Annotated in this window: 13 protein-coding genes; 10 read left to right on the forward strand and 3 right to left on the reverse strand. The window is 33.4% G+C overall.

Annotation, left to right across the window (positions count from 1 at the left end; genetic code table 11):
- Positions 1–163 precede the first annotated feature (163 nt).
- From ABFR62_02980 to ABFR62_03015, 8 genes are all read left to right on the forward strand, one after another.
- Positions 164–2743 carry an outer membrane beta-barrel protein gene (locus ABFR62_02980; GenBank protein MEN8137370.1) on the forward strand — a complete coding sequence of 860 codons (2580 nt, stop codon included), beginning with the start codon at positions 164–166 and terminating at the stop codon, positions 2741–2743.
- 130 nt (positions 2744–2873) lie between these two features.
- Positions 2874–3725, forward strand: coding sequence for an SPFH domain-containing protein (locus ABFR62_02985; GenBank protein ID MEN8137371.1), 852 nt, complete (start codon positions 2874–2876; stop codon positions 3723–3725).
- Between the two features lie 75 nt (positions 3726–3800).
- Positions 3801–3965, forward strand: a complete 165-nt coding sequence (locus tag ABFR62_02990) for an Arc family DNA-binding protein (GenBank protein MEN8137372.1) — start codon at positions 3801–3803, stop codon at positions 3963–3965.
- Positions 3966–4082: 117 nt separating this feature from the next.
- Positions 4083–5714: a carboxyl transferase domain-containing protein gene (locus tag ABFR62_02995; GenBank protein MEN8137373.1), complete on the forward strand. Its 1632-nt coding sequence runs from the start codon at positions 4083–4085 to the stop codon at positions 5712–5714.
- 154 nt (positions 5715–5868) lie between these two features.
- Positions 5869–6825 (forward strand): hypothetical protein, encoded by a 957-nt coding sequence (locus tag ABFR62_03000; protein ID MEN8137374.1) that lies wholly within the window; start codon positions 5869–5871, stop codon positions 6823–6825.
- A 303-nt stretch (positions 6826–7128) separates the two neighbouring features.
- Positions 7129–7872: a TonB family protein gene (locus ABFR62_03005; GenBank protein MEN8137375.1), complete on the forward strand. Its 744-nt coding sequence runs from the start codon at positions 7129–7131 to the stop codon at positions 7870–7872.
- 237 nt (positions 7873–8109) lie between these two features.
- On the forward strand, positions 8110–8820 hold the full coding sequence (locus tag ABFR62_03010) for an energy transducer TonB (protein ID MEN8137376.1): 711 nt from the start codon (positions 8110–8112) through the stop codon (positions 8818–8820).
- A gap of 118 nt (positions 8821–8938) precedes the next feature.
- On the forward strand, positions 8939–9280 hold the full coding sequence (locus tag ABFR62_03015; protein MEN8137377.1) for a hypothetical protein: 342 nt from the start codon (positions 8939–8941) through the stop codon (positions 9278–9280).
- Between the two features lie 103 nt (positions 9281–9383).
- On the opposite strand, the gene ABFR62_03020 is transcribed toward ABFR62_03015, so the two are convergent.
- The 3 genes from ABFR62_03020 to metK all read right to left on the reverse strand — a co-directional run bounded on the left by ABFR62_03020 (position 9384) and on the right by metK (position 12295).
- On the reverse strand, positions 9384–9869 hold the full coding sequence (locus ABFR62_03020) for a DUF4252 domain-containing protein (protein ID MEN8137378.1): 486 nt from the start codon (positions 9867–9869) through the stop codon (positions 9384–9386).
- 175 nt (positions 9870–10044) lie between these two features.
- Positions 10045–10659, reverse strand: a complete 615-nt coding sequence (locus ABFR62_03025; GenBank protein ID MEN8137379.1) for a deoxynucleoside kinase — start codon at positions 10657–10659, stop codon at positions 10045–10047.
- Between the two features lie 367 nt (positions 10660–11026).
- Complete coding sequence (gene metK / locus ABFR62_03030; GenBank protein ID MEN8137380.1) at positions 11027–12295, reverse strand: methionine adenosyltransferase; 1269 nt, start codon at positions 12293–12295, stop codon at positions 11027–11029.
- Positions 12296–12648: 353 nt separating this feature from the next.
- Here metK and ABFR62_03035 point away from each other — a divergent pair, with 353 nt between their 5' ends.
- Both ABFR62_03035 and ABFR62_03040 read left to right on the forward strand, forming a co-directional pair.
- Complete coding sequence (locus tag ABFR62_03035) at positions 12649–13611, forward strand: hypothetical protein (protein ID MEN8137381.1); 963 nt, start codon at positions 12649–12651, stop codon at positions 13609–13611.
- 279 nt (positions 13612–13890) lie between these two features.
- A complete protein-coding gene (locus ABFR62_03040) occupies positions 13891–15222 on the forward strand; it encodes a hypothetical protein (protein ID MEN8137382.1) in 1332 nt (443 codons plus the stop codon).
- Positions 15223–15235 lie beyond the last annotated feature (13 nt).

Here is a 15235-nt window from a genome sequence, read left to right on the forward strand (position 1 = left end):
ATCGCTCTTAGCTTTACTAAGAGCGATTTTTCATTCTAAAAGTCGTAAATTTATATTGTAAAATATCACAAGGACTTAAATGTTTAGATCTTCTTTTTTTAAAACTTTATGTCTTTTGTTTTTACTTTCGTCCCACAGTTATTCTCAAATAATAGAAGGCAAAGTGGTTAATAGTGAAAACAATCCTCTTGAACATGCATCCATCTCAGTAATCAACACAAAAGACTCTACCCTAATAAGCTACGTCAGCACCGACAAATCAGGCAAGTATACTTTTACTGAAATTCCTTATGGCGAGTATATATTTCACATCCATTTAGTAGGATATAAAACCTATCAAAAAAACATTGAAATAAAAACTGAAACAACAACTCTGGAAGTTGTCGTTCTCGAAAACAGTAATAAATTGGATGAAGTGATTGTCACTTTGGTCACTCCAATTTCCATAAAAAAAGATACTGTAACATATAATACCCGGGCTTTTAAAGTCAGAATTGATGACTCTGTAGAGGATCTTCTGAAAAAATTACCGGGCATCGAAGTAGATGCTTCCGGTAAGATTACTGCACAGGGTGAGGAAGTAACCAAAATTTACGTCGACGGGAAGGTGTTTTTTAGCGGAGACCCTGCCATAGCCTCTAAAAACCTTTCGGCTGATGCTGTAAAACGGGTAGATGTTATTGATGAAAAGAGTGAAAAAGCAAGAGTTACAGGAATAAACGACTCCGAACAAAAAAAAGTTATCAACCTGGAATTGAAGGATGATAAAAAAGTAAATGATTTTGGTAAATTTCAGGGTGGATACGGCACAGATGACAGGCATTTAAGCAGTTTGAACTATAATCGCTTTACACCAAAATTGCAGGCATCTATTATAGGTAAGTATAACAATGTTAACAGCTCCGGTTCTGACATTTCAGAATTAATCAATTTTAATACTACAGGCAGAATAGGCTCTGCAAGTTCTCCCGGCTTTATAACTACCGCTATTGCAGGCTTCAATATGGGCTATGAACTAAAAAAAGCTCAGAATATAAACAGTGATTATTTTTACAATCACAACAACGCATCATCCGGTGACATACTTAGCAAAAGAACTGAGTATATAGAAGATTTAGAATTCCTGTCAGAAAGCAAAAGCAGTAGTGATAATATATCTAATAATCACAACTTAAATTTTAACTACAGGGACCAGTCAAATAAATTGAGTTCATTTTTCATTGATGGTAGCATAAATTATAGGAGTAATGACGGGAATAATATAAATACTTTAGAGAGGTATAACGGACAAAATGAACTGGATCTTCAAAGTAATAGTAATACTGAAAGTGAAAGTAGAAACAACTCAGGTAATATTTCGATTAACTACACCAAAAGGTTTAATGAAGAAAGTAAAAGAAATTTTTCAGTTTCAGGAAGATTTAATGCTTCAAACAGCAATAATATCAGTAACAATAATCAGTTAAACAGATTCAGTATTGCCGATCCTGATAACACATATGAAACTACGGAGGAAGTAAAGAGGAGTCAAGAGCTTAATGATTTATATGCAGGTTTGAATTTAACTTATGTTGAACCTATAGCCGGGAGTCATTTTCTTGAAATCAGAACAAATACCAAATATGCATCTGTAAATGATGATGTCAATCAATCGAAATATGAAAACAATGAAATTAAAGAACCTTTAATATACACCCAGTTCTATAAAAATACAGGTCTAAGCGGAGGAGTATTCTATAAATATGATAAAGAAAAAATATTTTTTTCTGCAGGATCTACTATTGCCAGTCAAACGCAAATATTTGGCCTGAAAAATGAGGAAGAACATGAAAACAATTACACAAATATTAACCCTGAAATAAATCTTAAATATCGACCAAAAAAAGGCAGGTATTTAATGTTACGTTTTCAAAAATCAGTTAAACTTCCACGTTTATCACAACTTTCTCAGGTGATAAATAATTTCAACTCATTATATATAAGAAAAGGAAACCCTGACTTAACTCCTGAAGATAACTATTCAGCTTCTGTAACCTTTATCAATCATAATTTTTCAAAAGGTCTTAACTTCTTTTCTCGTTTGAGCTACCGATATACCGACAACAGTATTGTTAATTCAGAATTTACAAATGAATTAGGTGTACGAACATCTACCTATGAAAATTCGGGAAACAGAAACAGAGTCAATGCAGGTATTAGGTTAAGTAAAAGAGTAAAATCATTAGGGGTAAGATATAATATTTCCTTAAATGGAAGTTATGGCGACTATATATCCATCATCAACAATAAAGATAATGAAACGCAATCGAAAAATGCTATTTTAAGTCTTTCACTCGAAAATAACAAGAAGGAAAATATTGATGCGATGATAGGCGTATCTTTAAATAAGAATTATACAACCTTCTCTTCCGGGAATAATGCCGATCGGGAATATTTGCAACAATCCTATTATGCAAAAGCAGACTGGAATGTCACAGAGAGATTTAATGTTAACAGTCAGTTTAAATATGATATTTATACTGACAGTAACTTCGGAACAAATCAGTCTGTACCTATTTGGAATGCATCAATTTCTTACTCATTCTTAAAATCGAAAAGGTTGAATATAATGATAACAGCTATTGACATATTAAATAAAAACATAGGTATAATAAGAAGCAGCTCGGACAACTATTTTGAAGAAACTTATCAGGATGTTTTAGCTAACTATTACTTATTGAGCGTTACCTATGCTATAAAATAGGCACTTCATTTAAATAAAAATTGATTGTATTTTTTAATTTCGATTTACACTCCGTGTATTTAGTTGATTTCTAATGTTTTATTTCATATCTTTATAATATTATTTTGATATCATATTAAATTTTAATAAAATGAAAACAGAATTTACAGTAAAACCAAAAAGTGCATATTTAATGCTGGTTGTTGAACTTATTCTTTTAATTGCCACTCTATTCACATTTATATTTCTGAGAAATCCACTTGGTATAGTACTGGCATTAACTTTCATTATCATACTCCCGGGATTTTTCTATGTTGATCCAAACAAATCCAGAGTATTAACATTGTTTGGTGAATACAAAGGATCTGTTACAGAAAATGGTTTCTTTTGGGTAAATCCATTTTACACAAAGCAAAACATTTCATTGCGGGCACGAAACTTCGACAGTGAAAGAGTAAAGGTTAATGACAAAATCGGTAACCCCATCATGATCAGTGTAATTATGGTATGGCGCGTTAAAGAAACATATAAAGCAGCCTTTGAAGTAGACAACTACGAAAGTTTTGTTCATATACAAAGTGATGCTGCCGTTAGAAAAATGGCAGGTATGTATCCTTACGACAATTTCGATAACTCTAATGAAATCACACTGCGCTCCGGGATGAATGAAGTAAACCATGCTTTGGAACTGGAATTGTCCAAACGATTAGAAATTGCCGGAATCGAAGTATTGGAAGCCAGGATTGGCTATCTGGCATATGCACAGGAAATAGCAAGTGCTATGCTAAAACGTCAACAGGCATCTGCAATTATTGCGGCCAGAGCTAAAATCGTTGAAGGGGCAGTAAGCATGGTAGAAATGGCCTTAGAACAATTGAGTGATAAGAAAATTATAGAGCTGGACGAAGAAAGAAAAGCTTCGATGGTTACAAACCTGATGGTTGTATTAACTTCAGATAAAGATGTCAGCCCTATAGTCAACACAGGTACTCTAAATCATTAATTGCTTTGATTTTCTTTCCCGTTTGTTTAATTAAAAAAAGTATATACACATATTTTGTTAACACTTTAACCTATTATGACTAAAAAGAAAGCATTTGCGCTACGCTTGAATGAAGAAATGATGAAGTCCATCGAAAAATGGGCTTCTGATGAATTTCGCAGCACTAATGGTCAGATAGAATGGATGCTTTCTGAACAACTAAAGAAAGCAGGAAGATATAAAAGGATCAAAAAACAATAGAATAACTACATTATAATTAAGAACATAATACAATAGCCCAGGGTACAGGCTGCAGTCACTGCCTGTACTTTAATAATTTTATGTAATTTAGCCCGATTTCTATTAACAGCTTACAAAATGAACAATCTTAACTTCAACATTAATGAAGATCACAACAAAGTGTTGTTATCTGATGTAAACAAACGCCTTAGTAAGATCAAACTAGGAGGAGGTCAAAAAAAGATAGACAAAGAGCACAGCAAAGGGAAGTTTACAGCAAGAGAACGTATAAATTATGTTTTAGACAAAGGCAGTGAACGGATAGATATTGCTGATTTTGCCGGATTTGAGATGTACGAAGAATATGGAGGATGTCCTGCAGGTGGAGTTATTGTTGTGATTGGATATATAAGCGGTAAGCAGTGTATTGTTGTGGCAAACGATGCTACGGTTAAAGCCGGAGCATGGTTCCCGATTACTGCAAAAAAGAATTTGAGAGCACAGGAAATAGCAATGGAAAATAAACTCCCAATTATTTATCTCGTAGATAGTGCAGGAGTTTTTCTACCGATGCAGGACGAAATATTTCCCGACAAAGAACATTTTGGCCGCATTTTCAGAAACAATGCAAAAATGAGCTCCATGGGAATCACACAAATTTCTGCAGTAATGGGAAGTTGTGTGGCAGGAGGAGCATATCTTCCTATAATGAGTGATGAAGCACTGATAGTTAACAAAACAGGAACCATTTTCCTTGCCGGATCATACCTTGTAAAAGCAGCTATCGGAGAAGAAATTGACAACGAAACTCTCGGAGGGGCTACTACTCATAACGAAATTTCAGGTGTTGCAGATTACAAGGCAAAAGATGATAAGGATGCCTTAAATACTATCAGAAATATAGTTGACAAGATTGGCGATTTTGATAAAGCAGGATTTAACAGAATAAAACCTCTTAAGCCGGCTAAAGAGGCGAAAGAAATATTCGGCATTTTACCAAAGGAAAGAAATCAGCCCTACGACACTCATGAGATAATAGAAAGACTTGTTGATGATTCCAAATACGATGAATACAAGGCCGATTACGGAAAAACTCTTATCTGTGCTTATGCAAGAATTGATGGATGGTCAGTAGGAATAGTAGCTAACCAGCGAAAAATTGTTAAAAATGCCAAAGGCGAAATGCAGTTTGGCGGTGTTATATATTCCGACTCAGCAGACAAAGCAACACGATTTATAGCAAACTGTAATCAGAAAAAAATTCCATTAGTTTTCCTTCAGGATGTTACAGGATTTATGGTTGGATCGAAATCCGAGCACGGAGGAATAATAAAAGATGGAGCAAAAATGGTAAATGCTGTTTCAAATTCTGTTGTTCCAAAATTAACCGTAATTATAGGTAATTCGTATGGAGCAGGGAATTATGCAATGTGTGGAAAAGCTTACGACCCGCGATTAATAGTTGCATGGCCTTCAGCACAGCTCGCTGTGATGGGAGGTGTACAGGCTGCTAAAACCTTATTGCAAATAGAAAAGGCTTCCCTGAAAAAAGAAGGTGAAGAAATTTCAATGGAGAAAGAAACCATGCTTCTAAATAACATTACTGAAAAATACAACAAACAAACATCTCCATATTATTCAGCATCAAGAATTTGGACAGACGCAATTATATCTCCGCTTGATACAAGAAAATGGATTAGTATGGGAATAGAAGCCGCAAACCACTCTCCTATCACTGAAAAATTCAACATGGGAGTTATACAAACCTGATAAATTAATTCTGAGATAAAATCAACAGTAATATCAATAATTAAAATATTTACTGATCTAATACTACCTTCGATTAATATAATCACCATGAATAGTTTTTAAACCTTATTTAAAACTATCACTTATAAGTGATCCAATAAATCAACATATTAGAATGAAAAAAATTATAATAGTTTTATTTATTACCATTATAGGAAGTATAATTTATTCAAAATTCAGCAAGTTAGATACGATTGTTGTTTCGGTAGAAAATACAAGCGAAATACCATCCGGCTCAGGAATTGTTTTTCATAACGATGAGTACTTTATAATCGGAGATGATTCTCCCTGGCTTTACAAATATGAGGATGAAACGATTGAGAAAAAAACACTTATTTCCTATAAGCATAAAACTTCTCAAGGAAGAGTAGATAAGAAGAAAAAAGCGGATTTCGAAGATATTGATATTGTAAATTATAACAAAAAAGAATATCTGTTTGTAGTAAGTTCAGGTTCTAAAAAACTTTACAGGGATACAGTCTTTGTATTAAATGCAGTCAATCCTGAAATCATCTTATTCAAGAAAAACATCAGACCTCTTTATGATAAAATGAAGAAAAAAGCAGGTTTGAAAAAGGTAAACATTGAAGGTTTTACATCTGATGAAAATCAAGTGTATTTTGCCCACAGAGGTAATCACGATAGAAATGTAATTTTCAAAATTGATAAGAAGAAATTCTTTGACTTCATTCAGGACAAAAACAAAAAAACTCCCGATTTTAGAGTTCTTTCAATACAATTACCAACAGATGAAGGAATGCAAGCAGGGTTCTCATCATTGCAATTCGTTAAAGAAATAAACTCTCTATTATTTACCGCATCATTAGAAGGTTCAAAAGATGCATATAACGATGGAGAGATCAAAGGAAGTTACATTGGGATTTTACCCATCAATGAACCTCACAAAATCACCACTACTCCACTAATGAAAGATCGAAAGTTCGTTATTACAAAGTTAGAAGGAATAACTGTTTATGAATTTGATGCTTCAAATAATGAAATTAAAGCAATTGCTGTAAGTGATAATGATGATGGAAAAACTGAAATTTTCAATATAAAAATCAGGTATTAATATTAGTTAGGTAATTAGAATTCATTACAAAAAATATTATTTCGGCACACCTGGCTTCATTCCATTAAGAATCTGTTATTTACAATCCGATTCACACTAAATATCATAGGAAATATCGGCTTAAATTCGTATATTATGTAATTAAATTTTGTTCTTATAAATAATTACCTAATTGTAATTTTTTTTACTGAGGAATCAGGAGATATATAACGTTTTTATAATAAACATTACTCCCTGTTTTTTGAGTATACATAATAAAAACGTTGGCTTTTTGAGTACCACTTCTAACCAAAAAAGTCAATCATGCAAATTAAGAAGAATCCCGAAGTAAGCCTCGAAAATTATAGAGCTATATTTTTCGAAATAGGTTTAATCATCTCTCTATTTATCGTATACCTGGTACTTGAAAGCAAATCCGACAGACGAATTGACACTGATATGCTAACAACTCAAACAATTTTTGTCGATGAAATTGAAGTACCCGTTACAGAGAGAAAAACAGATCCGGCTCTGATAAAAAAACCTCCTCCTGCTCCAGTGACTCAAATCATTGTTGTGGCCGACAATACTATTATAGAGCAAGAATTAGAAATAGAAACAACTGAGATAGACGAGGATACAGAAATTGAGTTCAAGACAAAAAAAGCTGGTCCAATAGCTCCTATAATGGAAGAAGAGGAAGAGGAAGAAGTTTACAATTTTCAAATTGTAGAGTCTCAGCCAATATATCCAGGATGCGAAGGCTACAGCAGTAAACAAAGCAGATACATGTGTTTCCAAAAACAAATAATGGCACACGTTAAAAAGAACTTTAAATATCCGGAAGTAGCTAAAGAAATGGGCATACAAGGTCGTGTAATAATAAAATTTGTTATAGGTAAAGACGGTATTATTAAAGATGTTGGAGTATTACGCGGTATTGATAAAAGTTTAGATGAAGAAGCCCTTAGAATTGTAGAAGCACTACCAAAAATGACACCTGCAACTCAACGTGGCAGGCCGGTTCCGGTTTCATTTATGTTACCTATTAATTTTCAACTTCAATAACTTTGGTACGATTATTGGTCTGAAAGAATTACATCATGATGTTGTCCCTTAACTGAACTAATACCAATATAACCATGAAATGTACCTTAAATTTCTTAGGCTAATTTCATAATCACATTGATATAACATTCAGAAGACTTTTGTTGACAATAATTCCCGAGCCTTACCCAGGTTCGACCGGCAGATTATTGTTTAATCTTTTATTAAGAATCCAAAACTCAATAAAGAACAACACGTATGAATGTAAAGAAAAATCCTAATGCTAATCTTGAAAACAAACGCGGTATTTTTTTCTTGATTGGTCTGGCAATTGCCCTTTCAGCTTCTTATTTTGTATTAGAATACGAATCTCCGGTAAAGGAAATTAAATTTCAAACATCTGGTTTTTTTACCGAAATAATGGATGATTTACCTCCTGTAACTAAACCAAAAGAACCGAAAAAACCCAAACCTCTGCCTTTACCGGCAAAAATAGAAGTACTGGATAATATCTCTGATATTACTGACGATCCCATCTTCGACTCCAGTGAAGACGAAGCGGATGAACCTATAGATATATTTGAACCTATCGAAGTGGAAGAAGAAACAAAGCCATTTAAATTTTATGTTGTTGAAGATCTTCCTCTTTTCCCGGGCTGTGAGCATATCAAAGATAAAAAGCAACAGGAAAGTTCTTTTTGGAAAGAAATTTCTAAACACGTTAGAAAACATTTTAAATACCCCGAAATAGCAAAAGAAATGGGTATTGAAGGCAAAGTATATGTTCAATTTATTATAAAGAAAGATGGAAGTGTTGATAATATAATCATAGCCAGAGGTGTAGATAAATCTTTAGATAATGAATCGTTAAGAATTGTAAAAAAACTTCCCAAGCTAACTCCAGCAAAACAGCGGGGAAAACCTGTTAGCGTTTCATTTATACTCCCAATAACATTTAAATTGAACTAAAACACCTTATTACCATATATAAATGATGCTTACCAACTCTACTTTGGTAAGCATCATTTTTTTTTACAGCCAATTATACATCATAGATCTATGATTTGTTATTAGCCAAATATTTTATATGTTTGGACTTACTAAGCCAAAAACTGATATGTATATTGTAATTCTAAATGATGACCTCGAAAATGCAAGAGTTTATGAGAATCTAACGGTGTTAAACACCGATTTAGACATGAATCCATATACAATGACCAATTTCTTTTCCAGAAATAAAGGTCAATTTTATAAACGGGGAAAACTAACGGTAATAAAAACTCCACTTATCGACAGGTCTTTTGTAAAAGCTCTAAATGACGGTGAAGATGATCTATCTAAGTATAAACTTGATATTGAACAGAAAAAGGAAGTTGAAAAGAGAAAGAAGGTCCTAAAGGAAGGGAAGGAAATTTTGTGGGCTATATAACAAAGGAATCAAAATAATATTTTCACCGTCATATTAACCGGATAGGTTAATATGACGGTGAAAAATATTTTAGACTAAACTTCATGATGTCTGACTACCAGGATCAATTAATTTCTGCCTTCTTCATCACTTCACTCACCTGTTTAGGATCTATATTTCCAGACATTGATATCAGAGTAGTTTCACGATTTTCTTCTACAAGAATAAAAAACTCTTTTATAATGTTGTTCTCTATTTTTCCATAGAACTTCACCTCTTCTCCTTCAGAATCTACAGTCATCATTTCCTCATAATTTTTTGTTCTTATGAGTTTCTGTATAACTTCACTCAATTCGTTTCCACGTTCTGAAGAATCAGTGGTAATAATATTCATCTCATCGATCTGATTTGCAATATCCTTGGCTGCTTTAGCATCTTTATCATCCTCATCGATAAAATTACTGCCAAATTTAAACATGCTTCCACTAATTGAAATTACATCTACATCGTCATGCCCTTTGTATTGATTTATTAATTCCTGTACATTGTTCTGAGCGAAAGAAAATGTAGAAAACAATGTTAAGCCGATTATCATTATAAAATTTTTCATCTGTATAAGATTTTATGTTTGCATTAAGTCAATCCCGGGTTGATACTATTTTTAATTTGGTTTTATAAAAAGAAGACGGCGGTACTATATAAATGTTACACAATTTCAAAAAAAAATCGCACTATCGAGTTTAATTTCAATAGTGCGACTTCAGTTTTTATATGTACAACTTTAATTAAAACAGTCCATTTACCTGACTTTCAACCCTGTCAATTATTTTCCCTAAATCTTCCGGTTTATTTACAAAATCAATATTGTCTACATCAATAATCAACAAATTCCCCCTATCATAGTTAGAAATCCAGGCTTCATATCTTTCATTTAATCTACTTAAGTAATCTATGCTAATTGTATTTTCATACTCTCTCCCACGTTTGTGAATCTGCGATACCAGTGTTGAAATATCCGCCCTGAGGTAGATCAACAAATCCGGTGCGGGAACGAATGTTTCCATTAGTCCAAACAGAGATTGATAATTATCGAAATCTCTTTTGGTCATCAACCCCATATCATGAAGGTTTGGTGCAAAAATTCGGGCATCTTCATATATTGTTCTATCCTGAATAACTGCTTTTCCACTTTCACGAATATCATTCACCTGCTTAAATCTACTATTGAGAAAATAAATTTGAAGATTAAATGACCAACGCTCCATTGTATTGTAAAAATCATTTAGATAAGGATTATCGTCAACATCCTCAAAATGTGGATTCCAATTATAATGTTTGGCGAGAAGTTCCGTAAGCGTAGTTTTTCCTGAACCTATATTTCCGGCTATGGCAATATGCATGATATAATTATTATAAATTTTATGCTGATTATCTTTTACTGATGCGATATATACTATATATCTACAGCGACAAATGTAATAGAAATAAGCATGCAATATTGACTCTTAAGCGGTGAGTTTTCAACAAAATAGCCATTTATACCAAGAATTTAATCACCTCCGTTCCTATCTTTTACTTAAGCCGGGGATCAATACAAAATCTGGGATTAAAATTTATAACAAGGATAAAGTAAAAAGACAAAGGAGCTTCACTGAGTCTGCCTGACGGTAGGCAGGCAACCGCTGAATGCGAATTACCAACAAGCTAAAAAAAAGCCTGACGAAATAATCCGAAAGGCTTTTGTACTTTATTAATGCAGAACTTTTATTACAGGTTAAATATTTTTTTCAAAACATGAACATAATCCAGTTTTTCCCAAGTAAATAGCTCTACCTCTATTTCTTTTTTACCCCAGAATGGCGAATCAAATATTTTCGTCACTTTTCGTGGCTCTCTTCCCATATGTCCGTAAGCAGCAGTTTCAGAATAAATTGGGCATCTAAGTTTTAAGCGCTCTTCTATTGCAGCAGGACGCATATCAAAAATATCCTTTATTTTATTTGCTATTTCACTATCGCTTTGCTTCACATTAGACTTCCCATAAGTATTTACAAAAATACTTGTTGGTTCTGCAACACCAATAGCATAAGACACCTGTACCAATACCTCATCCGAAATTCCGGCAGCAACCATATTTTTAGCAATATGACGAGCTGCATAAGCTGCTGAACGGTCTACTTTTGAAGGATCTTTACCCGAAAAAGCACCTCCACCGTGAGCTCCTTTACCTCCGTAAGTATCAACAATAATCTTTCGTCCTGTTAAACCCGCATCTCCGTGAGGCCCCCCAATAACGAACTTTCCGGTTGGATTTATATGATAATTTATATCATCGCCAAAAAGCTTCTGTACATCAACATCAAGTTGTGCAACAACCCTTGGCATAAGTATGTTTATAAGATCAGTGCGGATTTTATCCAACATTATCCTATCGCTTTCCGAAAAATCATCATGCTGAGTTGATATAACTATTGTATCAATCTTTATTGGCTTATTATCTTCGGAGTACTCAATTGTTACCTGTGATTTAGCATCAGGACGAAGATATTCTATTTCTTTTCCTTCTTTTCGAAGTATAGCAAGCTCCTTAAGAATAATATGCGAAATTTCTAAAGCCAATGGCATATAGTTCGACGTTTCGTTTGTTGCATATCCAAACATCATTCCCTGATCACCTGCACCCTGCTCATGCCCTACATTTGCCTTATTATCAGCATCAACTCCTCTATTTATATCATCAGACTGTCCATGAATTGCCGATAAAACACCACATGCGTCTCCATCGAACTTATATTCACTTTTTGTATATCCAATCTTATTGATAACATCTCTTGCCAATTGCTGAGCGTGAACATAAGTATTTGTATTAACCTCTCCAGCCAAAAAAACCTGACCGGTAGTTACCATTGTTTCAATTGCCACTTTAGCATTAGGATCGTAAGCAATTATATTATCCAATAATGCGTCAGAAATCTGATCGGCTACTTTATCAGGATGTCCTTCTGACACTGATTCTGATGTGAAAAAATAAGACATAGTCTTCCTATTATAATTTTATTATTAACTTAATATATATAAGTGAATATCTTTGAATGGCGGGATGCTCAACAACTATATGCAGAAGAAACTACACGTTTTAGCATTTTTTTTAGTGGTCGCAAGCCCGATACAAATCTATCCACGTTTTAAGGTTGCAAATGTAATGTATAATTATTCTAAATTGCAAAAAAAACACTAATATTTTAAACTTAATTTAAGGTATGAATTTTGATGCATTCAAATAAAACAACCTCATTTTCAATAAATTAAACTATTCAGAATGCATTTTATCAGAAATATTACTAAACCAATATTAATTATTGTTAAATTGTTATATAATTAAAATTAATATGGAAAAGTTAAAACATATAGTACTGGCACTAAGCCTTTTACTGATAAATTCTTACGGTTATTCGCAAGATGTAACCACAGTTGAAGCCAAAAACGAAGACATAAGCGATAATCTGGACTTAAAGGCAGTTGCCTCTGTATTCGGGGAATCGAAAGATTTGGAAGATTTTGAAAAAAGACTAAACGATCCGGAGGCTAGAATAACGAACCTCGACCTTAACAATGATGGAGTTGTTGATTATTTGCGCGTAATGGAAACAACAAAAGGAAACACCCATTATATCGCAATACAATCCGTTATAGCTAAAGATCAATTTCAGGACGTTGCATCGATCGAAGTAGAAAAAGACAGTAAAGGAGAAACCGTAGTTCAGGTTGTTGGCGATGTTTACATGTATGGTCCAAACTATATTTATCAACCCGTGTACGTACATCCTCCTGTATTTTTTACATTTTTCTGGATAGCAACTTACAACCCGTGGAGATCGCCGTGGTATTGGGGATATCACCCTCCTTATTATCATCCATGGAGGCCTTATCCGGTATACCGGTATCATTCAAATGTTCACGTCCATATAAATGTTAACAATGTCTATAATGTTACAAATGTAAGACACAGTAGAAACTCTATAAACATTCAAAATAATGTCAGAAGAAATGATTTCGGAAACAGACATCCGAATAATTCCTTCCAAAACAGAAACAAAGGGAAGAGCAACTATTCTCAACTGAACCGAAACTGGAATAATCACAGGGCTTCAGAATATCCAAAATTAAATGGAAGAAAGGTTGATAAAAACTGGAAACCAAGAAGTGGGGCCTCAAGAGAAAACATCAAAACTCATAAGCCCGATAACTATAATAAACAGAGAAACAGAAATAACTATAAAAAACCTAACACCCAAAAACAGCCAAAAAGAACGGTCAAACCAAAAAAAACAAGATCCAAAAGGAGACGTTAATTTTATTTATCAATAGCATAGAGCCTGTCTCAAAATAAACGAGACAGGCTTTTTATTTTCTTCATAATTCCCTTCAAACTCTATATAACTACTTGCATAAGCTTAAAAAAAGCATAGAAATAAACCCTAAAAAAATCGACGGTTAAAATTTATGGCATCCTTTTTGTTTACTATTCATTAATTCCAAATTACTGATCAGGTTAAGATTTATAATTATTAATCAACCTAACACCAAACAAAACAGATTCACTGATTGTTTAACTAATAAAAAACCATATTATGAAACAATATATATACATAACACTGGTATTAACTTTTTTACTGGGAAACATTAGTTTAAAAGCTCAGGAAACAACAACTGTCAGAGCATTTAATGAAGATATAAGTGCCAACCTGGATCTAAAAGCTGTAGCATCGGTTTTTGGAGAATCGGAAGATTTAGAGGATTTCGAAAGAAGACTGAATGATCCTTACACCCAAATCTCTAACCTCGACATAAATGGTGATGGCCAGGTTGATTACCTAAGGGTAATGGAAACCGTGAAAGGTAGAACCCATTATATCGCTATTCAGGCAGTTGTAGGCAGAGACTTGTATCAGGATGTTGCGTCTATTGAAGTTGAAAGAGATACAAGAGGGAATACTGTTGTACAGGTAGTAGGTGATGTATACATGTATGGACCTGATTACATATATCAACCTGTATACGTTCGTCCTCCGGTATTCTTGACATTTTTTTGGGCATCGTACTACAGCCCCTGGAATTCTCCATGGGATTGGGGGTATCGTCCGGCATATTACAGACCCTGGAGACCTTATGCTGTACATAGATATAGAAACAATGTGAACGTTTGTATAAATGTAAACAATTATTACAGAACAACAAATGTAAGATACAGTAACACTTCCAAAAGAATACAGCACTATACACGTAGAAATGATTATGGAAACAGACATAAAAACAAGTCTTTTAAAAATCGAAATAAGGGAGTATATAATGTAGCTCATCTGGAAAAAAGACATAACAGGTATAAGAATAATCAAAAGAATTATTATACAAAGCCCAACAGAAAAAACGATCGTAAAGTTTACAATGACCGGAACCATAAAAATGGGAATAAAAACAGAACAGTAAAAACGAAACAACCTAAAAGGGCGAAGAGTAATAATAACCGTTCTTACAATTACAAAAACAAGAACTATAGTAAGGTAGCTCGAGTAGAAAGAAACAATAGAAACAATACAAAAAAAACGACAAAGGTTACCAGAAATAACAGCTATAAGTCTGATAAATATCGTAAGCAAAAGTCAACAAACAGAAGCAATAATGCGTATACTAATAAAACGAATCGTTCTAAGGTAAGTTATAATAAAAGCAATAACACGAAAACTTATAAGCCGAATCGTTCAAAAGTAAGTTATAACAAAAATAATAAGGCGAGAACTTACAACTCTAATAAATCCAAAGTAAACAGAAACAGAAGTTCTAATCAAAAGAATTATAAATCTAATAACAGCAGAGCAAAAAGCAACGTAAAAAATAATTCAAAAAAAGGTAAAAGTTCTTCCAATAAAAAGTTGGCTTATAACAAATCGGGACGCAGAAGATAGTCTATCTGCAGCT

The sequence above is a fragment of the Bacteroidota bacterium genome, from assembly GCA_039714315.1.
GTDB lineage: Bacteria > Bacteroidota > Bacteroidia > Flavobacteriales > JADGDT01 > JADGDT01.

What these genes read in the sequence shown, in the direction of transcription:
- ABFR62_02985 (MEN8137371.1), top strand. Translation starts at nt 2,874, where the DNA reads ATGAAAACAGAATTTACAGTAAAACCAAAAAGTGCATATTTAATGCTG.
- ABFR62_02990 (MEN8137372.1), top strand. Translation starts at nt 3,801, where the DNA reads ATGACTAAAAAGAAAGCATTTGCGCTACGCTTGAATGAAGAAATGATG.
- ABFR62_02995 (MEN8137373.1), top strand. Translation starts at nt 4,083, where the DNA reads ATGAACAATCTTAACTTCAACATTAATGAAGATCACAACAAAGTGTTG.
- ABFR62_03000 (MEN8137374.1), top strand. Translation starts at nt 5,869, where the DNA reads ATGAAAAAAATTATAATAGTTTTATTTATTACCATTATAGGAAGTATA.
- ABFR62_03005 (MEN8137375.1), top strand. Translation starts at nt 7,129, where the DNA reads ATGCAAATTAAGAAGAATCCCGAAGTAAGCCTCGAAAATTATAGAGCT.
- ABFR62_03010 (MEN8137376.1), top strand. Translation starts at nt 8,110, where the DNA reads ATGAATGTAAAGAAAAATCCTAATGCTAATCTTGAAAACAAACGCGGT.
- ABFR62_03015 (MEN8137377.1), top strand. Translation starts at nt 8,939, where the DNA reads ATGTTTGGACTTACTAAGCCAAAAACTGATATGTATATTGTAATTCTA.
- ABFR62_03020 (MEN8137378.1), bottom strand. Translation starts at nt 9,869, where the DNA reads ATGAAAAATTTTATAATGATAATCGGCTTAACATTGTTTTCTACATTT.
- ABFR62_03025 (MEN8137379.1), bottom strand. Translation starts at nt 10,659, where the DNA reads ATGCATATTGCCATAGCCGGAAATATAGGTTCAGGAAAAACTACGCTT.
- metK (MEN8137380.1), bottom strand. Translation starts at nt 12,295, where the DNA reads ATGTCTTATTTTTTCACATCAGAATCAGTGTCAGAAGGACATCCTGAT.
- ABFR62_03035 (MEN8137381.1), top strand. Translation starts at nt 12,649, where the DNA reads ATGGAAAAGTTAAAACATATAGTACTGGCACTAAGCCTTTTACTGATA.
- ABFR62_03040 (MEN8137382.1), top strand. Translation starts at nt 13,891, where the DNA reads ATGAAACAATATATATACATAACACTGGTATTAACTTTTTTACTGGGA.